This window comes from Pseudomonas sp. GW821-FHT09A09 (assembly GCF_059418405.1).
The window spans coordinates 156,794-176,900 of record NZ_JBWKPU010000013.1 but is presented as its reverse complement, the minus strand read 5'-3'; the positions used below and the strand labels follow the sequence as shown (position 1 = coordinate 176,900).

Annotated in this window: 18 protein-coding genes; 8 read left to right on the top strand and 10 right to left on the bottom strand. The window is 62.9% G+C overall.

Annotated elements, in window-relative coordinates; genetic code table 11:
- Positions 1–46: 46 nt before the first annotated feature.
- The gene (locus AC07OV_RS14215; protein WP_003194436.1) at positions 47–373 is read left to right on the top strand and encodes a DUF1820 family protein; all 327 of its coding nucleotides are present in this window, start codon (positions 47–49) and stop codon (positions 371–373) included.
- Between the two features lie 128 nt (positions 374–501).
- On the opposite strand, the gene AC07OV_RS14210 is transcribed toward AC07OV_RS14215, so the two are convergent.
- From AC07OV_RS14210 to AC07OV_RS14195, 4 genes are all read right to left on the bottom strand, one after another.
- Positions 502–1,056 (bottom strand): tetratricopeptide repeat protein, encoded by a 555-nt coding sequence (locus AC07OV_RS14210; RefSeq protein WP_176998516.1) that lies wholly within the window; start codon positions 1,054–1,056, stop codon positions 502–504.
- A gap of 224 nt (positions 1,057–1,280) precedes the next feature.
- The gene (gene hemL, locus AC07OV_RS14205; RefSeq protein ID WP_176998515.1) at positions 1,281–2,564 is read right to left on the bottom strand and encodes a glutamate-1-semialdehyde 2,1-aminomutase; all 1,284 of its coding nucleotides are present in this window, start codon (positions 2,562–2,564) and stop codon (positions 1,281–1,283) included.
- 30 nt (positions 2,565–2,594) lie between these two features.
- On the bottom strand, positions 2,595–3,221 hold the full coding sequence (gene thiE / locus AC07OV_RS14200) for a thiamine phosphate synthase (RefSeq protein WP_495092439.1): 627 nt from the start codon (positions 3,219–3,221) through the stop codon (positions 2,595–2,597).
- Between the two features lie 19 nt (positions 3,222–3,240).
- Positions 3,241–4,038 (bottom strand): hydroxymethylpyrimidine/phosphomethylpyrimidine kinase, encoded by a 798-nt coding sequence (locus tag AC07OV_RS14195; RefSeq protein ID WP_176998513.1) that lies wholly within the window; start codon positions 4,036–4,038, stop codon positions 3,241–3,243.
- Positions 4,039–4,324: 286 nt separating this feature from the next.
- Between AC07OV_RS14195 and AC07OV_RS14190 the strand changes: the two genes are divergently transcribed.
- The 4 genes from AC07OV_RS14190 (at position 4,325) to AC07OV_RS14175 (ending at position 10,794) form a co-directional block, all read left to right on the top strand.
- Positions 4,325–6,703 (top strand): hybrid sensor histidine kinase/response regulator, encoded by a 2,379-nt coding sequence (locus AC07OV_RS14190; protein ID WP_495092438.1) that lies wholly within the window; start codon positions 4,325–4,327, stop codon positions 6,701–6,703.
- 89 nt (positions 6,704–6,792) lie between these two features.
- Positions 6,793–8,442: an acyl-CoA dehydrogenase family protein gene (locus AC07OV_RS14185; RefSeq protein WP_495092437.1), complete on the top strand. Its 1,650-nt coding sequence runs from the start codon at positions 6,793–6,795 to the stop codon at positions 8,440–8,442.
- 149 nt (positions 8,443–8,591) lie between these two features.
- Positions 8,592–10,091, top strand: coding sequence for an AMP nucleosidase (amn, locus tag AC07OV_RS14180; protein ID WP_176998510.1), 1,500 nt, complete (start codon positions 8,592–8,594; stop codon positions 10,089–10,091).
- Positions 10,092–10,158: 67 nt separating this feature from the next.
- Positions 10,159–10,794: a pseudouridine synthase gene (locus tag AC07OV_RS14175; protein WP_495092436.1), complete on the top strand. Its 636-nt coding sequence runs from the start codon at positions 10,159–10,161 to the stop codon at positions 10,792–10,794.
- On the opposite strand, the gene AC07OV_RS14170 is transcribed toward AC07OV_RS14175, so the two are convergent.
- Entirely contained in the window at positions 10,789–10,998 is a 210-nt protein-coding gene (locus tag AC07OV_RS14170; RefSeq protein ID WP_025999909.1) for a DUF2788 domain-containing protein, read from the bottom strand. The genes AC07OV_RS14175 and AC07OV_RS14170 overlap by 6 nt on opposite strands.
- A gap of 184 nt (positions 10,999–11,182) precedes the next feature.
- Positions 11,183–11,662, bottom strand: coding sequence for an Lrp/AsnC family transcriptional regulator (locus AC07OV_RS14165; RefSeq protein ID WP_003194418.1), 480 nt, complete (start codon positions 11,660–11,662; stop codon positions 11,183–11,185).
- Positions 11,663–12,094: 432 nt separating this feature from the next.
- Between AC07OV_RS14165 and AC07OV_RS14160 the strand changes: the two genes are divergently transcribed.
- On the top strand, positions 12,095–13,201 hold the full coding sequence (locus tag AC07OV_RS14160) for a DUF6515 family protein (RefSeq protein ID WP_494998340.1): 1,107 nt from the start codon (positions 12,095–12,097) through the stop codon (positions 13,199–13,201).
- Here the strand turns inward: AC07OV_RS14160 and AC07OV_RS14155 are convergent.
- Together AC07OV_RS14155 and pmcY are read right to left on the bottom strand one after the other, a co-directional pair.
- Positions 13,198–14,091, bottom strand: a complete 894-nt coding sequence (locus AC07OV_RS14155; RefSeq protein WP_494998339.1) for a cation diffusion facilitator family transporter — start codon at positions 14,089–14,091, stop codon at positions 13,198–13,200. The two genes, AC07OV_RS14160 and AC07OV_RS14155, sit on opposite strands and share 4 nt — an antisense overlap.
- A gap of 15 nt (positions 14,092–14,106) precedes the next feature.
- Positions 14,107–14,526 carry a periplasmic Zn2+ metallochaperone PmcY gene (gene pmcY / locus AC07OV_RS14150; RefSeq protein WP_176998507.1) on the bottom strand — a complete coding sequence of 140 codons (420 nt, stop codon included), beginning with the start codon at positions 14,524–14,526 and terminating at the stop codon, positions 14,107–14,109.
- Between the two features lie 148 nt (positions 14,527–14,674).
- Between pmcY and hrpB the strand changes: the two genes are divergently transcribed.
- On the top strand, positions 14,675–17,182 hold the full coding sequence (hrpB, locus tag AC07OV_RS14145) for an ATP-dependent helicase HrpB (RefSeq protein ID WP_495092435.1): 2,508 nt from the start codon (positions 14,675–14,677) through the stop codon (positions 17,180–17,182).
- A 123-nt stretch (positions 17,183–17,305) separates the two neighbouring features.
- Here hrpB and AC07OV_RS14140 read toward each other — a convergent pair whose 3' ends face one another.
- Both AC07OV_RS14140 and AC07OV_RS14135 read right to left on the bottom strand, forming a co-directional pair.
- The gene (locus AC07OV_RS14140; RefSeq protein ID WP_495092434.1) at positions 17,306–18,394 is read right to left on the bottom strand and encodes an endonuclease/exonuclease/phosphatase family protein; all 1,089 of its coding nucleotides are present in this window, start codon (positions 18,392–18,394) and stop codon (positions 17,306–17,308) included.
- A 40-nt stretch (positions 18,395–18,434) separates the two neighbouring features.
- Positions 18,435–19,094 (bottom strand): DUF7847 domain-containing protein, encoded by a 660-nt coding sequence (locus tag AC07OV_RS14135; protein WP_494998336.1) that lies wholly within the window; start codon positions 19,092–19,094, stop codon positions 18,435–18,437.
- A 181-nt stretch (positions 19,095–19,275) separates the two neighbouring features.
- Between AC07OV_RS14135 and AC07OV_RS14130 the strand changes: the two genes are divergently transcribed.
- Entirely contained in the window at positions 19,276–20,037 is a 762-nt protein-coding gene (locus AC07OV_RS14130; RefSeq protein WP_495092433.1) for a DUF2076 domain-containing protein, read from the top strand.
- The last annotated feature ends 70 nt before the right edge of the window (positions 20,038–20,107 follow it).

Here is a 20,107-nt window from a genome sequence, read left to right as displayed (position 1 = left end):
ATAGTTCGCGCCCTCTTTTATATCCCCGATGTGTTATTCGCCCACCATGACCAAACGTGAAGCTCCAATCTACAAGGTGATTTTCCTCAACCAGGGCCAGGTGTTCGAAATGTACGCCAAGCAGATCTATCAGAGCGATCTGTGGGGTTTCCTGGAGGTGGAAGAGTTCGTCTTTGGCGAGCGCACCCAGTTGGTCGTCGACCCGGGCGAAGAGAAGCTCAAGGCTCAGTTTGAAGGCGTTGTGCGCAGCTTTGTGCCAATGCATTCGATCGTGCGCATCGATGAAGTGGAGCGCCTGGGTACGCCGAAGATCAGCGAGGCCCGGGGCACCAGCAATGTGATGCCTTTCCCGATGCCAATGCCTGAAAAGTAAGGCTTTAGACCGCGTCGCGGCCTTCGCAGGCAAGCCAGCTCCCACATTTGAATGCATTCCAACGTTGGAACTCGGTCAAATGTAGGAGCTGGCTTGCCAGCGATAGCGGTAGAAGGGTTTAGCTGAAATCAGGGGAGGGGTGAGAAGGGCGAACGCCCATCGGCACTCTGCAATTCCTGCAGATAGTTACGGAAAATCTGGCCCAGCACCTGGGTGGCCACTTCCAGTTCATCGCGCTGCATGTGCTCGGCGACTTCGTCGGCAGTGTCCAGCGCATCTTCAGCGCCGTTGACCGCGGCCATCTTCAGCACGATATATGCCTGAACGTTGTTGGCTGGCACGCCTTCGCCCTTGAAGAACATGTTGCCCAGCTCGAATTGCGCCTGGGCATGGCCCTGCAACGAGGCTTTCTCGAAATAGCTCAAGGCTTTGTTGAGGTCGCGGGCGGGGTTCTTGCTGTCGTGGTAGTACTCGCCCAACTCGTATTGCGCCTGCGCATCCCCGCCGTCGGCCTGTTTCTGGCACGCGCTCAGGGCTTCGGCCTGGCTGTCTGGCTGGGTATTGAGGGTGCAACGACCCATCGCTGGGATTAACAACGAGTTGCCGCCTGCTTGTGCATGTGCCAGCAGCGGCTGAAGGAGCAACAGGCAGCCCAGAACCAGGGTGCGGCCGGTGCGTTTCATGGGAATCGACTTACCTCTGACGGGGCACGCGGACCCTCGGGGGTCCAATAAGCGCGCATTATGAAATAAGCAGGCCTCTGCTTACAAAGTCTTTACTCGTTTTTCTGCTGCGTGGGCAAGTTATCTGCCGGATTGCAGGTGATTTCTCGAAAAATGCAGGAAATCTCTGTAAGCAAAGTAGCAAATCTGACGCTGCCAAGGGCAACGTCAGACCTCATCGTCACTTATTTCAGGGCCGCGAAGGCGCGTTCGGCAGCATCCAGGGTCAATTTCAACTCGGCTTCGCCGTGGGCGATCGACGTGAAACCGGCTTCGAAGGCACTTGGCGCCAGGTACACGCCACCTTCCAGCATCAGGTGGAAGAAGCGCTTGAACAGGTCGGCATCGCTGCCCATTACGTCGTCGAAGGTGACGATGTCGTCGGCGCCACTGAAGTACAGGCCGAACATGCCGCCCGCTTGAGTGGTCACGAACGGAATGCCTGCGGCATCGGCGCGCTGTTGCAGGCCGTCGAGCAGGCGGGTGGTGTAGTCGGTCAGCTCGGCGTGGAAGCCCGGGCGGCTGATCAGGCGCAAGGTGGTCAGGCCGGCGGCCATGGCCAGCGGGTTACCCGACAGAGTGCCCGCCTGGTACACCGGGCCCAGCGGGGCGATGTGCTGCATGATCTCGCGCTTGCCGCCGAAGCAGCCCACCGGCATGCCGCCGCCGATGATCTTGCCGAAGGTGCTCAGGTCGGGCGTCACGCCGTAATAGGCTTGCGCGCCACCGAGGGCCACGCGGAAACCGGTCATTACTTCGTCAAAAATCAATACCACGCCATGCTTGTCGCACTGCGCGCGCAGGCCTTCGAGGAAACCCGGTGCCGGTGGGACGCAGTTCATGTTGCCGGCGACCGGCTCGACGATGATGCACGCCACGTCCTGGCCCACTTCGTTGAGCATCTGCTCGACGGCGCCAATGTCGTTGAACGGCAGGGTCAGGGTGTGTTTGGCGAACGCGGCCGGTACACCGGCCGAGCTTGGCACGCCTTGGGTCAGCAGGCCCGAGCCGGCTTTAACCAGCAGGCTGTCGGAGTGGCCGTGGTAGCAGCCTTCGAATTTGATGATGCTGTCGCGGCCGGTAAAGCCACGGGCCAGGCGGATGGCGCTCATGGTGGCTTCGGTGCCGGAGCTGACCATGCGCACCATTTCCATCGACGGCACGATCGAGCAGACCAGGTCGGCCATCTCGGTTTCCATGGCAGTCGGTGCGCCGTAGGACAAGCCGTGTTCCAGCTGCTTGCGCACCGCGTCCAGCACGTCTGGGTGGCTGTGACCGAGGATCATCGGGCCCCAGGAACCTACGTAGTCCACATAGCGCTTGTCGTCTTCGTCGGTAACGTAGGCGCCTTCGGCATGCTTGAAGAACAGCGGCGTGCCGCCGACGCTCTTGAACGCACGCACGGGGGAGTTCACACCGCCGGGGATGTGTTTCTGGGCATTGGCAAACAGCGTTTCGGAACGGGACATGATGGGGCTCTCTGAATTCAAACTTGCTTTCTATTTATGGAGCAGAAGGGCGTTGAACGCACGGGCGCGGCGGGTGACTTCCGCGGTGCTGTCGGCACCGAACAGGCCGTGCACCACGGCAAGCAGGTCGGCACCGTGGGCCACCAGCGGCTCGGCGTTTTCCAGGGTCACGCCACCGATCACGCAGATCGGCAATTGCACGCGGGCGCGGGCCTGGGCGAGCATTTCAACGGTGGCGGCAGGTGCGCCGGGCTTGGTACTGGAATTGAAGAAGCGGCCAAAGGCGACGTAGCTGGCGCCTTCCCGGGCGGCCTGCTCGGCCAGTTCGATCTGGCTGTGGCAGGTGGAACCGATGATCGCCTTGGACCCGAGCAGCGCACGGGCCGGGGTCAGCGGGCCGTCGGTTTGCCCCAGGTGCACGCCGACGCCCAGGCGCGCGGCCAGTTCGGCGTCGTCGTTGATGATCAACTGGGTCTTGTAGCGCGAGCACAGCTCCCGCAGCTTTTCCGCTTCACGCAGGCGCCGGGCTTCGTCGCTGCTTTTGTCGCGGTATTGCAACAGGGTCACGCCGCCGTCCAACGCCGCTTCGACGTAGGCGAGGAATTTGCCGGCCAACAGTTGGCTGTCGGTAATGGCATACAGGCCACGTAGTTTCATCGGGCAGGCCTCTTAAGTCTTACGAGCAGAAATCCAGCGGCAAGCGGCGCGGCACGAACTGGCCCTGGCCGAGTTGTTCGGCATCACGCAGGGTGCGCCAAGTGTAGTTGAGTGCCGATTGCACGGCGCTCACCAGGCCTTCGCCCTGGGCAATCCGCCCGGCCAGTGCGCTGGCCAGCGTGCAACCCGAACCGTGGTAGCTGCCCGGCAGGCGCTGGCAGGTAAAGGTCTGGTGCGTGCCGTCTCGGCTGTAGAGGCGGTTGTGCACTTCGTGCTCGTCGCCGTGGCCGCCGGTGATCAGCAGATGCTTGATATACGGCAGCAGCTTCTCGGCGCATTCGTCGGCCGTGCCGTCTGGCAGCTCGGCCAGGATGCGCGCTTCGGGCAGGTTCGGCGTGGCGATCAGCGACAACGGCAACAGCCGCTCGCGCATCGCATAACCGACCTCGTCCTTGCCCAGGCTGCCACCGCCACCGGCGCGCAGCACCGGGTCGCACACCACCGGCAGGTGGGGGTGTGCCTGCAGCAGTTCGACCACGGTGTCGACCATCGCCGTGGAGCCGAGCATGCCCAGCTTGACGGCCGCCACTTCGGAATCGCCGAGCACGGCATTGGCCTGGGCCAGTACCCACTCGCGGTCGAGCACGCGGAAATCGCTGACATTGACGGTGTTCTGCACGGTCAGGGCGGTGACGGCCGGGGCCGCATGGCAACCCTGGGCGAGCAGGGCTTCGATATCTGCCTGCAAGCCGGCGCCACCACTTGGGTCGTGGCCGGAGAGACAGAGGACAACGGGGCGAGAGCTGTAGATATTCATGGTGCGCGAGCTTACCACCAAACGCTTTTTGCGTGGCTGTCTGGCGAGGGGGGAATTTCACCGCCTGCCAGTCAGGGTTTGTGGCTGTTTGTCAGCCCGTTTTGATGCCGAAAAAGTCGCTGAAAGTGCTGTTCTAGAGCCTTTCAAAAAATTATTTCAATGGTGTCTAATGGCCTGTACCGGCTATGCTAAAGTGGATCCAAACAACTTACTGTATCGCCGGTATACGTCTTCTCAAAAGGAATGGGGGCTTTTGACAGAACCGGACAGGCCACGCTGGGGCTCTATGCGCTATTTGCTGATCTTAATCTTGTGCGGGCTGCCGATGCTCGCCAGCGCCATCGAGTTCGACCAGGCCACTCGCAGCCTGCCGCTGGGCCGCGTCATGCAAGTGCTGGAAGACCCTACCGATGCCCTCACCATCGCCGACGTCAGCTCCCCTGCCTACGCTTCAAAATTCAAGACTCATGACAAAGCCACCCTCAATGCCGGCTATTCGCGCTCGGTGTTCTGGCTCAAGGTCGACCTGCATTACGTCGCCAAGGATGCCCGCGCCCCGCGCACCTGGTTCCTGGAACTGGCCTACCCGCCGCTCAATCGCCTGGACCTGTACCAGGACGACGGCACCGGCAACTATCGACTCACCACCCGCACCGGCAGCGCGCTGCCGTTTTCCAGCCGGGAAGTGCGCCAGAGCAACTACCTGTTCAAGCTCAATTTCGTGCCGGACCAGCAGGAGACTGTCTATCTGCGCCTGCAAAGCGAAGGTTCGATCCAGGCGCCGTTGACACTGTGGGCCGGCACCGCCTACCTGGAAGAACAGCCGCTGCGCCTGTACGTATTGGGCGCGATCTATGGCGTGCTGCTCGGCATGTTGATCTACAACCTGTTCATCTACCTGAGCGTGCGCGACACCAGCTACCTCTATTACATCTTCTATATTGCCTCGTTCGGCCTGTACCAGTTGTCGGTCAATGGCGTGGCCGTGGAGTACTTCTGGCCAAACAACCCGTGGTGGACGAACGCGGCGGTGCCGTTCCTGATCGGTTCGGCAGCGCTGTTTGGCAGCCTGTTTGCGCGCAGCTTCCTGCATACCGCGCAGCACAGTCGTTGGCTGGATCGGATCCTGCTGGGGCTGGCCGCGTGTGGCGGGCTGGTGATGGCCCTGGCGCTGTTGACCAGTTACGCCGTGGCGCTGCGCCTGGCCACCGGCTTGGCGCTGGTGTTCACCGTGACCATCTTTGTCGCCGCGATCAAGGCCTGGTGCTGCGGCCAGCGCATGGCGCGCTATTTCATCATCGCCTGGTCGGCGTTCCTGCTGGGCGGGGTGGTCAACACGATGATGGTGTTGGGCTACCTGCCCAACGTGTTCCTCACCATGTACGCCAGCCAGATCGGCTCGGCCATCGAAGTGGCGTTGCTGTCCCTGGCCCTGGCCGACCGCATCAACGGCATGCGCGAGCAGCAGGCGCAGATCCTCTTCGACGCCAGCCAGAAGCTTGAAGTGCTCAACCAGGAACTGGCCCGCAGCAATCGGCTCAAGGACGAGTTCCTGGCCACCCTGACCCACGAACTGCGCACCCCGATGAATGGTGTGATCGGCTCCCTCGAGCTGATGCAGACCGTGCCGCTGGGCGATGACCTCGCGCAATACCAGCAAACGGCCGCTGGCTCGGCGCGGGACATGATGCGCATGGTCAACGGCATCCTCACCCTCACCGAACTGCAGGCCGGCCGCCTCAGCGCCCAGGCCCAGGTCTTCAGCCTGCGCGGCGTGCTCGACACTTTGCGCCAACAGTTCAACGCCAGCGCCCAGAGCAAGGGCCTGGCGTTTTCCATTGATGTGGCCGACGAGTTGCCGGACCGCGTGATGGGCGACGCCGACAAACTGGTCCAGTGCCTGGACTGCCTGCTGGACAACGCCTTCAAGTTCACCCATGAAGGGGTCGTGCGCCTGCGCGTGGTGGGCGTCCCGCACAGTGATGGCAGCTTGCGCCTGAGTTTTATCGTCACCGATACCGGCATTGGCTTTGCGTTCCTCGACGAAGCCACCCTGTACCAGCGCTTCTTCCAGCTCGATGGCTCGACCACCCGTGAATACGGGGGGCTGGGGATTGGCCTGGCGATCTGCCGCCAGTTGATCGAGCTGTTGGGCGGGCGGCTGACCCATCATTCCGAGCCGCGCAAGGGCAGTCGGTTCCAGTTGGAAGTGAGCGTCGTCCAGGTCGCGCCCGAGCCCAAGACCACCGGGCCGGAGCCATTCAGTCAGCGTGCGCCCCAGGAGTGCGCGGTACTGCTGGTGGATGACAACAGCGTGGGCCAGTTGGCCGTGCGCGGCATGCTGCTCAAGCTTGGCTATCGGGTCAAAACCGTGGACAACGGCCCGGCTGCCTTGGCGATCTTGCAGAGTGAAACCTTCGATGCTGTGTTACTGGATGTGCCAGAAGGCGGCTTCTCACTGTGTTGTCAGATCCGCGCCTTGCCGGGCTGTGGCGAACTGCCGGTGATTGCCTTGAGCACTTCGTTGCAGGCCCCGGAACGCGAGCGTTGCCATGGCATTGGCGTGACCGATCGCCTGGCCAAGCCGGTGCGTTTCGAGGCGTTGCAGGCGGTGCTGGAACGTCGCTTGTTGTGCCCGCTAGAGGGCGAAAGCGCCGAACATTAGGCGCGTATGCCACTTTTTTAAGGGGGATGACGGTGCTTAACTGAAAAACAGGCCCAACTGAACGCGGCCTTTTTTCCAGGAGGCCCGTCATGAACCTGCATCAATTTGCCGAAACCCACGACGTCACCAACCAGCCCCCGTCGCTCGACGGCACCAATCTGTACCGCATCGATTTGCCCCTGCAGGAATGGTCGCGACGCTTTGGCGCGGGCTGGGCCGAGGCGCGTATAGACGCCTACGGTGCGCTGGCCGGTGGGCCGTTGATGGAGGCCGGGTTCCTGGCGAACCAGAACAAGCCGGTGTTCAACAGCCATGACCGGTATGGTCATCGGGTCGATCTGGTCGAGTTTCACCCCGCGTACCACGAGCTGATGCGCACGGCGGTTGAACATGGCCTGCCGTCCCTGCCGTGGGCCCATCCGCAGTCCGGTGCCCATGTGGCCCGCGCCGCCATGACTTACCTGCACAGCCAGGCGGAAGCCGGTACCGGTTGCCCGTTGACCATGACCTTTGCCTGCGTCCCGGCCCTGCGTTTGCAACCGGACCTGGCGCAGACCTGGCTGCCGAAAATCCTCAACACCCAATACGACCCGCGCAACGTTGGCATCGCCCACAAGGCGGGCGCCACCATTGGCATGGCCATGACCGAGAAACAAGGCGGCACCGATGTGCGCGCCAACACCACCCGCGCTTACCCCGTGGGCGCGGGCGGCCCCGGGCAAGCCTACGAACTGGTGGGCCACAAGTGGTTTTGCTCGGCGCCGATGTGCGATGCCTTCCTGACCCTGGCCCAGACCGACAAAGGCCTGACCTGTTTCCTGCTGCCTCGGCACCGCCCGGATGACACGCGCAACGAGTTTTACATCCAGCGCCTGAAGAACAAGCTGGGCAATTGCTCCAACGCCTCCAGCGAAGTGGAGTTCCGTGGTGCCCTGGCCTGGATGATCGGCGAAGAAGGCCGTGGCGTGCCGACCATCATCGAAATGGTCGCCATGACCCGCTTTGATTGCATGGTCGGCTCCAGTGCCCTGATGCGCCAGGCGCTGACCCAGGCCAGCCATCATTGCGCCCACCGTTCGGTCGGCGGGCGCGTGCTCAGCGAGCAACCGCTGATGCAAAACGTGCTGGCCGACCTGGCCCTGGAAAGCGAGGCCGCCCTGGCCTTGAGCATGCGCATGGGGCGCGCACTGGATCACCTGGGCGATGAGAGGGAGGCCAAGTTCGCCCGGCTGGTGACGGCGGTGGGCAAGTATTGGATCTGCAAGCGGGCGCCGGCGATGATCAACGAGGCAGCTGAATGCATGGGCGGTGCGGGTTATGTGGAAGACAGCATCCTGCCGCGCCTCTACCGTGAGGCACCGGTGAACTCGACGTGGGAAGGGTCGGGCAACGTGCAATGCCTGGACGTATTGCGAGCACTGTCGAAAGAACCCGGTGTGTTGGAGGCCTTGTTCGTCGAGCTGGGGGACGGGCATGGCGACAAGCGGCTGGCGCGACAGATCGAGCAGTTGAAGTCAGCCTTCATGGACACCCAGGACATTCAATACCGCGCACGGCAATTGACCGAGGACATCGCCGTGGCGTTGCAGGCCAAGTTGTTGCTGGAGGCCGGGAATGCGGCAGTCAGCGATGGTTTCATTGCCAGCCGCCTGGGCGAATCGTCAGGCCGGGCATACGGCACCTTGCCGCGCGGCGTTGATGTAGAAGCCATCGTCACCCGCTCAACCCCCACTTTCTGATCGCCGCCCCCCCTGTAGGAGCCGGCTTGCCGGCGATGGCGGCCTTGAGACATGTATTGAACTCAAGGGCTCTATCGCCGGCAAGCCGGCTCCTACAAGGTGAGGTGTTTCCAACGCCGGTGTTTCGGTGAAGCTGGGATACAGGCAAGATGAAGGCCTGCACGTCAGAACACAGGATGCTTACCGTGACCGAAGCTTTTGTTGTCGTTCAAACCGCCGAGGAAGCCGTGGATCGGCTGGCGGCTCTGCATGAGCGTGCTACCGGCGCGCTTAACCAAGCCCTCAAGCGATACCTCAAAGACCGCGTCGAGCCCGACGCCGAACAACGTGCGCTGTTTCGCTACCCGGAACTGCGCCTGACCTACCACTGCCACGGCGAAGTCCCACAGACGACCCGGGCGTATGCCAAGGTCCAGTTGCCGGGGACCTACAGCGTCACCGTCACTCATCCCGGCGCGTTTCGTAAATACTTGCTGGAGCAACTGGTGCCGCTGATGCACGACTTCACCGTGACGGTGGAAGTGGGCGTCAGCGAACAGAACATTCCCTACCCGTACGTGGTGGAGCAGGGCGACGAGCTGGCCGGCTCCGGCGTGACCGCAGCGACCCTGGCCCGTGTGTTTCCGAGCACCGACCTGTCGGCGGCCACCGATGGCATCGCCGATGGCCTCTACGACTGGGAAAACACCGACCCGCTGCCCTTGGCGCTGTTCGATGCGGCCCGCGTGGACTTCTCCCTGCGCCGCCTGGTGCACTACACCGGCAGCGACTGGCGCCATGTGCAGCCGTGGATCCTGTTGACCAACTACCACCGCTACGTTGACCAGTTCATCCTGCATGGCCTGGAACAACTGCGCAGCGACCCGCGCTTTATCCGCATGGTGCTGCCGGGCAACGTGGTGATCGACAAGTCCATGGACCATGGCGAAGCCTCTGCCATCGCGGCGGGCGTGGTCTGGCACCGTTACCAGATGCCGGCCTACCACCTGCAGGCCAGCGATGGCCATGGCGTGACCCTGGTGAACATCGGCGTCGGCCCGTCCAACGCCAAGAACATCACCGACCACTTGGCGGTGCTGCGTCCGCATTGCTGGCTGATGATCGGCCACTGCGGCGGCCTGCGCCAATCCCAGACCATCGGCGACTACGTGCTGGCCCACGCCTACATGCGCCGCGACGGGATTCTCGACCGCGTGGTGCCGCCGAACATCCCGATCCCGGCCCTGGCCGAAGTGCAGCTGGCCTTGCAGCAGGCGGCGGCCAACGTCACCGGCGAAAAGGGCGAAGAGCTGAAAAAACGCCTGCGCACCGGCACCGTGTTGACCTACGACGACCGCAACTGGGAACTGCGCTGGGCCCAGGAGCGTCCGCTGATCAACCTGTCGCGCGCCGTGGCCGTGGACATGGAAAGCGGCACCATCGCCGCCCAGGGCTATCGCCTGCGGGTGCCGTACGGCACGTTGCTGTGCGTCTCGGACAAACCGCTGCACAGCGAGATCAAGCTGCCGGGCTCGGCCAACGCGTTCTATGAGCGTGCGGTGAGCCAGCACTTGAAGATCGGCATCGAGGCGGTAGATCTGCTGCGCACCGAACTCAACTCGTTGCACTCGCGCAAACTGCGCAGCTTCGACGAGCCGCCGTTCCGCTAGTCGGGATGGTCATTTAACGGTCAGGCCACTAGCATTGTCGGTCCTGACCGTTAGATGTACCGAAGCCATGTCCCGTCCCACTCGTCCCGATTCGCGCCGCCCTGGCGTGAAACCTCCGTATTCCGCTGCACGCCGTGTCGCCAAGGCGCCACCGGCCGAGCCCAAATTGATCCTGTTCAATAAGCCGTTCGACGTGCTGACCCAGTTCAGCGACGAAGGCGGGCGCGCGACACTCAAGGACTTCATCAACATCCCCGGCATCTACCCGGCCGGTCGCCTGGACCGCGACAGCGAAGGCTTGTTGCTGCTGACCAATGATGGCCAGCTGCAGGCGCGCATTGCCGATCCCAAGCACAAGCTGGCGAAAACCTACTGGGTGCAGGTGGAAGGCGAGCCGACGGAGGAACAACTGCAACGCCTGCGCGAGGGCGTGGAGCTTAACGACGGTATGACCTTGCCCGCCGAAGCTCGGCAGTTGGATGAGCCTGAGCTATGGCCGCGCAACCCGCCGGTGCGCTTTCGCAAAAGCGTGCCCACCCATTGGTTGGAGCTGGTGATTCGGGAAGGGCGCAACCGCCAGGTTCGGCGCATGACCGCTGCCGTGGGTTTGCCTACGTTGCGCCTGGTGCGGGTGCGTATCGGTGACTGGTCGATCGACGGCCTGGATCAGGGCCAGTGGAAGGAAGTGCCGGCGCGCTTATAAAGCGCCGGATTCGATCAGGCCGATCACCACGCTCTTGATGATGAACGCCGCCACGCCCAGCCCCAGCACGAAGAACAGGATGAAAGAACCAAAGCGCCCGGCCTTGGACTTCTTCGCCAGGTCCCAGACGATAAAGCCCATGAAAATGATCAGGATGGTGACTAGGCCGGTCATCATCCATTCTTCAAACAGGGCGGGGTCGATGTTGTTCATGCGGGAATTTTTCCGACAAGGCAGGCGGGAAAGTATACGGCAGTGTTACAGACACAATATTGACCTGCGTCGTGGCGCGGTCAATGTGGGAGCTGGCTTGCCTGCGATTGCATCACCTCGGATAGGCTGATACACCGAGCCGCCTGCATCGCAGGCAAGCCAGCTCCCACATTTGTTATGTGCGCAGGTGGGTCAGCGGCAACTCGGTGCTGTTGAGCACCTGGTTCAGCACAAAGCTGGAGCGCACGCTGGTCACGCCTTCAATGCGGGTCAGGTGGCCCAGCAGCAGCTTTTGATAGTGGTCCATGTCCGGCACCACGACTTTCAACTGGTAGTCGGCATCCATCCCGGTGACCAAACTGCATTCCAGTACCTGAGGCAGGGTGCGGATGGCGGCTTCGAAGTTCTCGAAACGCTCGGGCGTGTGGCGGTCCATGCCGATCAGTACATAAGCCGTGAGGCTCAAGCCGAGCATCTTGCGGTCGAGCAGCGCGACCTGGCGGGCGATGTAGCCGTCGTCTTCCAACTGCTTGACCCGGCGTGAGCAGGGCGATGGCGACAGGCCGATACGCTCGGCCAACTCCTGGTTGGAGATCCTCGCGTCGCGCTGCAATTCCGCCAAAATACTCAGGTCGTATCGGTCAAGCTTGCTCATTGGGTTGGCCTTTGTCGTAACTATTGCGGTGAATTATCCATGAAGGGTTAAAAATTGCGCAAGCACTGTTTATTGACGCAATCTTCGCAATCATCTGCCGGGCACTCGCGGGTATCGTTATCAACAGAATCACCGCCTGGACAACAGTCCACTGCAGCCCGCCCAATCAGGCCCGCTGCGGCCGCCACCCCAGCAGGGTTGAGCCGGCCTCCAGGCTGCACACTGTCCACAAGACGGCGTGAGGTGAGCCAACGTCAAAAGCGTTGAGCCAGGACGAAATTCTCAAGGGGTGGCCGACGGGTCACCCCTTTTTCTTTGCCTTCAGAAAATTGTTCTCGTGACTGATAACCTGTCTTAGAACCGGGTGAGGCTTTTCCAGTCTCATGGTATGAGGCCGGACACTCTAGGCCCTAATCCGCAGTGAGGAATAGCATGAAGCGCATCTGGCGTATGGCAGGTGTAGGTTTGCTGATGATCAGCGTCGGCACGCAAGTGATGGCCGACGACCCACGCTCAGAAGGCGGTGGCCAGCATGAACGAGGGCCCGAAGGCGGGCGGCAAGGCAACGAACCGCCGCGACCGCAGAACAACCAACCGCGACCTGAGAATAATCAGCCGCGCCCTCAGAACCCTCAACCGCGGCCTGAAAACAATCAGCCGCGTCCGCAGAATCAACATTTCGAAAATAACCCGCCACGCCCGCAGAACGAGCACTTCGATCGTGGCGAGCAGCGTGGCGGTGGGCAATGGCAAGGGCGCCCGCAAGGTGCTGAACAGCCTCGGCCTGCGCCGCAACCGGCCCAACCGGCCAACAACCTGCCGATCCAGGGACGCCCGGATACCGTGCGTCAAACCCAGGAACCGCGCCAGGGTTACTACCAGGACATCCCACGCCGCAACGACGGCAACCCGCATTGGCAAGGCGGCAACGCCCCAGGCCCGCGCCCGGGCGGCGGTTTCAACGGCCACCCCAATGACGTTCGCTGGCCGGGCCGCCCGGATGGCCACGGCAATGGTTGGGGCCCGGGGCCGCAGTATCGCCCGGGGTACACCGTCGACCGCTTCACCGACCGCAACTACCGCGTGCCGTACCGTGGCCAGGATTACTTCTTCTCCGGTGGCTACTGGTACCGTCCCCAAGGCCCGCGTTATGTGGTGGTGACGCCGCCTTACGGCATCCGCGTGCAATACCTGCCGGATTATGCTCGGGAAGTGTGGGTGGGCAGTGCGCTGTTCTTCGTCGCTGCCGGTGCCTATTACACCTACGAAACCAGCTCGCAGCAGTACGTGGTGGTGCAACCGCCCGCACAGCCGCCTGCGCCCCAGGGCAATGGCTATGACGTTATCGCCTATCCCACCAATGGCCAATCACCGGCCCAGGTGCAGCAGGACGGCTACGACTGTTATCGCTGGGCGGTGCAGCAAAGTGGGTTCGATCCGCAGGCAGTGACCTACGCCCCGGACCCTGCGGTGGTGCAAACCTACCGCCAGGCCCAGGGCAACTGCCTGAGCAGTCGCGGGTATCAGGTGCAGTACTAGGCCTTGTTGCCCGTGACCACCTCCCGCGGGTCGGCGTGCACCAGCACTTCGGCACGCGGGTAGGCTTTGTGAATGGCGTCGGCGGCCTGGTCGCTGATGCCATGGGCGACTGACAGCGTCAATTCCCCCGGCAACTCCAGGTGCAGTTGCACAAACCAGTGGCTGCCGGAAATCCGCGTGCGCAGGTCATGCGCGCCCAACACCCCCGGAACGCCACGGGCCAGTTCCAACATATGCTGGCTCACATCGGGCGGCAGTTCCTCATCCATCAACACCGCGAAGCTTTCCCGGGCAATCTGGATGGCACTCCACAGGATGTAGGCCGCGATCCCTAGGCCGAACCAGGCATCCACTTGATGAAAACCGAAACCGGCCAGCACCAACGCCACCAGGATGCTGCCGTTGAGCATCAGGTCGGAGCGGTAATGCAGCGAGTCAGCCCGCACCGCGTTGGAGCCGGTTTCGCGGATCACTCGGTGTTGCAGCATCAGCAACGCCACGGTCATCACCAGGGAAAACACGATTACCCCGATGCTCAACCACGGCGCACCGACGGGCTCCGGGTGCTGCAAACGTTGATAGGCCTGGAAGGCGATCAGCACCGCACTGCCGGCGATGAACAGCGCCTGGGCCATGCCCGACAGCGATTCCGCCTTGCCATGCCCATAACGGTGATCGTCATCGGCCGGGCGCAGCGCGTAATGCACCGCCAGCAAATTCAGCAGCGAAGTCACGCCGTCCAGCAGTGAGTCGGTCAACCCGGCGAGCATGCTCACCGAGCCGCTGAGCCACCAGGCGATGGCCTTGGTGATAATCAGCGCACAGGCCACGCCCACCGAGGCGCGCGTCGCCAGGCGCAAAAGCCGGGCGTGTTCGGGGCTGCTGGTCATAGGCGGGTCGAATCCTTAGGCGGCGGGTTTCAGGCCCAGGGAGGCGAGTTGCTGCACGCTGCCCTTGAACTGGATCATGCGCGGGTCGTCCAGCGGCAGGCGGTGGCCGGTTTCTTTCTGGATGATGGTTTGCAGCTTGGCGTTGTCGACCTTGCCGTCGGCGCCGATGGCTTCGTGGAGTTTTTCCGGAGCCACCTGGGCGGTCTTGCCCGGCTCGAAATAGATGGCGCCGGTGGCGAAGTCCACACCAAACGCGATCAGACCCGGGATCACATAGAACAGCAAGCCGATGGCATCGAGCACGGCTACGGTGGGGTCGATCTTGCCGTCGATCTGGCCACGGCGGTCGGGGAAGAAGATCGAGCCGCAGGCCGTCAACTGGCTCAGCAAGGTGACGGTGAGGACACCGCCGATGATGCGGGAAGCGATACGCATGGAGACTCTCCTGGACACTGTTAATACGAAACTATAAGCCAGCTCCCACATTTAACCGTGTTGCCAAGCCAATCGGGCGGTGTTTTTGAGACCGCCACCGACCTCAGGCAGTTCGCCGTTATACTCGCCGCTCTGCTTTGGAGCCAGTATGAATTCGTTGCCGATCGATGATGTTTTACCCGCCCTGCGTGACGCCTTGGCGAATCGCCATGAAGCCGTGCTGGAAGCGCCCCCCGGCGCCGGTAAAACCACCCGTGTGCCCTTGGCGTTGTTGAACGAGCCGTGGCTGGCCGGGCAGACCATCCTGATGCTCGAACCCCGCCGCCTGGCTGCGCGTGCTGCCGCCGAACGCCTGGCCAGTGAGCTGGGCGAAAAGGTGGGTGAAACCGTCGGCTATCGCATTCGTCTGGACAGCAAAGTCGGCCCCAACACCCGCATCGAAGTGGTCACCGAAGGCATCCTCACCCGCCGCCTGCAGGATGACCCGGCGCTGGAGGGCGTGGGGTTGCTGATCTTCGACGAATTCCACGAGCGCAGCCTCGACGCTGACCTGGCGCTGGCCTTGAGCCTCAACGGCCGCGACCTGTTTCGCGATGAGCAACCGCTGAAAATTCTGCTGATGTCCGCGACCCTCGAAGGCGAGCGCCTGGCTGGCCTGCTGGACAATGCACCGATCCTGCGCAGCGAAGGGCGCATGTTCCCGGTGCAGATGCGCTGGGGGCGGCCGTACCAGGCGGGTGAATTCATCGAGCCGCGTGTGGTGCAGACCATTCTTGAGGCTGTGCACGACGAGACCGGCAGCATTCTGGTGTTCCTGCCGGGCCAGGCCGAGATTCGCCGGGTCAATCAGCAACTGGCCGACGCCTTGGGTGATCGCCCGGATGTGCTCCTGTGCCCACTGCACGGTGAACTGGACCTCAACGCGCAGCGCGCCGCTATCGACCCGGCCTCTGCGGGTAAACGCAAAGTGGTGCTGGCCACCAACATTGCCGAGACCAGCCTCACCATCAACGGCGTGCGCGTGGTGATCGATGCCGGGCTGGCGCGGGTGCCGCGCTTCGACCCGGGCAGCGGCATGACCCGCCTCGACACCCAGCGCATCTCCCGCGCCAGCGCCACCCAACGGGCCGGTCGGGCAGGGCGTTTGGAGCCGGGGGTGTGTTACCGGTTGTGGTCCGAGGACCAGCACGAAGGCCTGGCCGCCTACAGCAGCGCGGAAATCCTCGCCGCCGACCTGGCCGGCCTGGCCTTGCAGCTGGCGCGTTGGGGCGTCACGCCCACTCAACTGGTGTGGCTGGATGTGCCCCCGGCCGCGGCTTATGCCCAGGCCCAGGACTTGCTGGTGCGCCTCGGCGCATTGAATGAAGACAAGCTGACCGCCCATGGCCAGAAAATGGCCGAGCTGCCGGCCCATCCGCGCATCGCCCATCTGCTGCTGCGCGGGCAGGACCTGGGGCTGGCGGCGACGGCCTGTGATGTCGCGGCCTTGTTGGGTGAGCGCGATATCTTGCGCGGTGGCGGCGCGGACCTGCACAGCCGCCTGGCACTGTTATCTGGCGAGGAACGAGCGCGGGGCACAGGCGGTGGCGTGCAGCGGGCCAAGCAACTGGCGCGGCAATATCGCGGTTACCTGCGAGACCAGGCCACGCAGCCGGTGACCGACCCCGACCACCCACGTTGGCTCGGCGCCTTGCTGGCGCTGGCTTATCCGGACCGCGTCGCGCAGCAACGCCGCCCGGGTGGTGCCGAATACCGCCTGGCCAATGGCCGTGCGGCGCTGTTCGCCGAGGCCGACAGCTTGATGAAACAGCCTTGGCTGGTGATCGCCGACCTCGGCAGCCGTCAGGGCCAGCGCGAAGAACGCATCTACCTGGCGGCGGATTTCGACCCGGCGCTGTTCGACACGGTGCTTGCCGAGCAAGTGCGCACGGTCGACCAACTGGATTGGGATGAGCGCGAAGGCGTGCTACGTGCCGAGCGCCAGCGCAAAGTCGGCGAACTGGTGCTCAGCCGCGAGCCGTTGACCGGCCTTGATGAGTCCGCACGCAGCCAGGCATTGGTCAACCTCGTACGTCGCAAAGGCCTGGAACTGCTGCCGTGGACGTCCGAGCTGCGTCAATGGCAGGCCCGCGTCATGCTCCTGCGCCAACTGGACGCCGGAAAAACCAGCGAATGGCCCGACCTCAGCGACAACGCCTTGCTCGCCAGCCTGGAGCATTGGCTGATGCCCTACCTGGGCAAGGTCTCGCGCCTGAGCCATTTCGCCAACCTGGATATCTCCAGTTTCCTGCACAACCTGCTGCCCTGGCCGCTGCCTCAACGCCTGGATGAACTGGCGCCACAGCATGTGAAGGTGCCATCGGGGTCTTCGGTGCGCCTGGACTACAGCGAACAGCCGCCGATTCTGGCGGTGCGCTTGCAAGAGTTGTTCGGGCTGGCCGACACCCCGCGCATTGCCGGCGGGCGCCAGGCGGTGAAGCTGCACCTGCTGTCACCGGCACGCCGGCCGGTGCAGGTGACCCAGGACCTGGCGAACTTCTGGCGCAGTACTTACGCCGAGGTGAAGAAGGACCTGAAGGGGCGGTACCCGAAACACTACTGGCCGGATGACCCGCTGATTGCCGAGCCGACTGCGCGGATCAAACCTCGCAAGTAGGTCATGTGGAGATCAAATGTGGGAGCTGGCTTGCCTGCGATAGCGTTGGACCAGTGAAATATTCTTCAACTGACCCACCGCTATCGCAGGCAAGCCAGCTCCCACAGGTTTTTGTGGGGGCTGTTACTGCGCAGCCGGCAGCAGGAAGCGCGCGATCACCGGCAGGTGGTTGGAGATGCGCAAGGTATCGTCCTGGCGAACCTTCGCCTCCACCCGCTTGATGCGCGGGCTGTAGAACAGGTAGTCCAGCGTGCGATCCGGGCCTGTGGCGCGAGGGTCGTTGGGGAAATACGTCAGCCATTTCTCACGGTCGATGCCGCTTGATTGGCTGTTGCTCGGGATCATTGGGTACTTTTCCCACAGTAGATGCAGCTCGCTGTCCGGCGAATACTGCCCACGCTTGCCCGCGTCCAGGCGCAGGAACTGCCCCAGCGGCAGCACGTTGAAATCACCGCCAATCAACCAGGGCGTGCCCCGGCCTTCGAATTTATCCAACAGTTTGACGGTGCTTTTCACCTGCTCTTGCACGGCGCTGCGGCCGGGGGCGTCACCGTCGAAGCGGGTGTTGAGCACCGCCAGTTGGCCGCCGTCGCTCAACGGTAGATAGGTCAGCAGCAGCGCGGGTTTGGGTTGGAACTGACGGGCGATGAAGTTCGCGTCTGGCACCGGCAATTGCAGGCGTTCGGCGTGTTCGATCTGGTAGCGGCTCAGGGTCACGAGCTTGCGACCGACGCTGCCGAAGATATGCAGGTCGGGCACAAAGTCGGCTTTCCAGTCGAACGCTTGGGTACTGCAGGGGTAGAGATCGGCCACGCGCTCCTGGAGCAGTGTGACCTGATCCTGATAGTGGGAAGGCTTGGCGTTTTCGTCGAGCTCCTGCAACAGCAGGATGTCGGGTTGTTCTTCGCGGATCACCCGTGCCACTTCATCGAGGCTGGCGGCCATGTCTTCGACGGTGGGACGTTCGTCCGGGCCGCTGCCGTCGGCGGTGTCGTACCAGAACACGTAGTTCTTGCCGGCCAGGTATTGCACATTCCAGGTCATGACCTTGAGCGCCTGCCCGGGCAACAGGGTGGGCGCACGGGGCGCGACACAACTGACGGGCAAGGTTTGCTTGGGCTCGGGGCGCCAGGTCAGGCTGTAGACCATGGCGGCGAGCAGGCCGGCGATAAGCAATAGGCCCAGCAAGGTTATGCGCAATAAACGGGTCATCGGCTCGGCTTATAGCGTTTGGAAAGTGCCACGGAGCATATCACCGCGCGTCGGCATCGCCACCGATCAGCATGAATAAACGGAACAGCACCACGCTGGTAAACAGTTGCAGGAAGCTGTGGGCGCTGTCGATCAATACGCCCAGCAGCGGCGCCGGCTCGGGATAAGCCGCCACGCTCGCGCCCTTGAGCAGCCACAGCGGCGTCATCACGCACAGCAGGCACACCAGGATTCGCCAGAAATGCCCACGGGTCAGGCGAAAACTTTCCTTCATCGCCGCCAGCGCCGGCATGCCGCGCAGCACCAGCAGGTATTCGGCAAATGCCAGCACCACCATCAGCCACAGGCCCGGCAGGAAATACAACGACAAGCCAAGCAAGATCAGCAGGGTGCTCATGGCGGTGAGCAGGGCGAAACGCGGCCACAGCGTCAGGGCCATGGCCCATACGTCCTTTGTGCGCGGCGACTCGCCACGGGTGCGGGCGTCGAGAAACAGGATCAAGGCGCCGGTGTACAGCGGGTAGACGAGCAACCCCACCACCACGCTGTAGCCGGGGAAGGCGTCCGGGCCCAACGTGTGGTCGAGCACCTGTTGCAGCAGGGCTTCGAGGATCACCAGCGGCAGGCACAGCTGGACGATGGCGCCCAAATTGCCTCGGGTAAAACGAAGGGAGTCGCGCAGTACGTCTAACGGATTCATCGGGTTCATCACAGGCCTGAAAGCAAGGCCCACACTTTAACCGATCAGGGCTGGCGGTAAGCAAACGTAAACCTTGCGTAAAGACCATTGAAACGTCTGGTAACAGCCCCATAACTAGAGGCGTAGCTTGCCTGATCACAGGCAGGCCCATGATTTCTACCGGCAATCTAACGAGGTCGCCATGAACAGCGAAGAGCAAACCCTGATCGATGGACTGTTTTCACGGTTGCAGCAAGCCGAAACGGATTCAGCCCCCCGCGACGCCCTGGCCGAAGCGCGGATCAAGGAGCACATGACTCGCCAACCAGCGGCCGGGTACTACATGACCCAGTCGATCCTGGTGCAAGAACACGCGATCAAGAGCCTCGACGCGCAGAACAAGCAGCAGGCGCAACAGATCCAGCAATTGCAGGATGAGTTGCAACAGGCCCGTTCCCAGGCCGCACAGCCTGCGCCGAGCAGCGGTGGTTTCCTGTCGAGCATCTTTGGTGGCGGTTCCCGCGACCCGCAACCGGCCCAGAGTGCCCCGGCGTCTTCGGGTGGCGGCTGGCGCGAACCGGCACGGCCTTCGTTTGGCCAGCCCGCGCCGCAGCAGAACTACGGTGCGCCGCAACAGAACTACCAACAGCCACAACAAGCCCCGGCCGCTCCCATCGGCAGCGGTTTCCTGGGTGGCGCGTTGAAAACCGCTGCTGGCGTGGCCGGTGGTGTGATGTTGGCCGAAGGTATCAGCAGCCTGTTTCACCACAACCAGCAACCGCAGGTGGTGGAAGAAATCATCGAACAACCGGCACCGGCCAGCGATCAGGGCGGCTGGGGTAACGATGACCAGCGCTTTGCTGGTGGCAATGACAGCTGGGGCAGCAACAACAGCGACAGCTTCGCCGACAACGATTACTCCGACGACTCTTCCTCCTTCGGCGACGACGACTCCTTCGTCTGACCCACCCAAGCCCGGTGCGCTTCGTCGCCCCGGGCTGATTTTTCGCTGAAACTTTCCCGTGGCTGGCATA

Bases quoted from the DNA above. Each gene is read 5' to 3' on its own strand.
- AC07OV_RS14210 (WP_176998516.1), bottom strand. From the start codon at position 1,056: ATGAAACGCACCGGCCGCACCCTGGTTCTGGGCTGCCTGTTGCTCCTT.
- hrpB (WP_495092435.1), top strand. From the start codon at position 14,675: ATGAATTCGTTGCCGATCGATGATGTTTTACCCGCCCTGCGTGACGCC.
- hemL (WP_176998515.1), bottom strand. From the start codon at position 2,564: ATGTCCCGTTCCGAAACGCTGTTTGCCAATGCCCAGAAACACATCCCC.
- AC07OV_RS14155 (WP_494998339.1), bottom strand. From the start codon at position 14,091: ATGACCAGCAGCCCCGAACACGCCCGGCTTTTGCGCCTGGCGACGCGC.
- amn (WP_176998510.1), top strand. From the start codon at position 8,592: ATGAAGGCCTGCACGTCAGAACACAGGATGCTTACCGTGACCGAAGCT.
- AC07OV_RS14185 (WP_495092437.1), top strand. From the start codon at position 6,793: ATGAACCTGCATCAATTTGCCGAAACCCACGACGTCACCAACCAGCCC.
- thiE (WP_495092439.1), bottom strand. From the start codon at position 3,221: ATGAAACTACGTGGCCTGTATGCCATTACCGACAGCCAACTGTTGGCC.
- AC07OV_RS14165 (WP_003194418.1), bottom strand. From the start codon at position 11,662: ATGAGCAAGCTTGACCGATACGACCTGAGTATTTTGGCGGAATTGCAG.
- AC07OV_RS14160 (WP_494998340.1), top strand. From the start codon at position 12,095: ATGAAGCGCATCTGGCGTATGGCAGGTGTAGGTTTGCTGATGATCAGC.
- AC07OV_RS14195 (WP_176998513.1), bottom strand. From the start codon at position 4,038: ATGAATATCTACAGCTCTCGCCCCGTTGTCCTCTGTCTCTCCGGCCAC.
- AC07OV_RS14175 (WP_495092436.1), top strand. From the start codon at position 10,159: ATGTCCCGTCCCACTCGTCCCGATTCGCGCCGCCCTGGCGTGAAACCT.
- pmcY (WP_176998507.1), bottom strand. From the start codon at position 14,526: ATGCGTATCGCTTCCCGCATCATCGGCGGTGTCCTCACCGTCACCTTG.
- AC07OV_RS14190 (WP_495092438.1), top strand. From the start codon at position 4,325: ATGCGCTATTTGCTGATCTTAATCTTGTGCGGGCTGCCGATGCTCGCC.
- AC07OV_RS14215 (WP_003194436.1), top strand. From the start codon at position 47: ATGACCAAACGTGAAGCTCCAATCTACAAGGTGATTTTCCTCAACCAG.
- AC07OV_RS14140 (WP_495092434.1), bottom strand. From the start codon at position 18,394: ATGACCCGTTTATTGCGCATAACCTTGCTGGGCCTATTGCTTATCGCC.
- AC07OV_RS14130 (WP_495092433.1), top strand. From the start codon at position 19,276: ATGAACAGCGAAGAGCAAACCCTGATCGATGGACTGTTTTCACGGTTG.
- AC07OV_RS14135 (WP_494998336.1), bottom strand. From the start codon at position 19,094: ATGAATCCGTTAGACGTACTGCGCGACTCCCTTCGTTTTACCCGAGGC.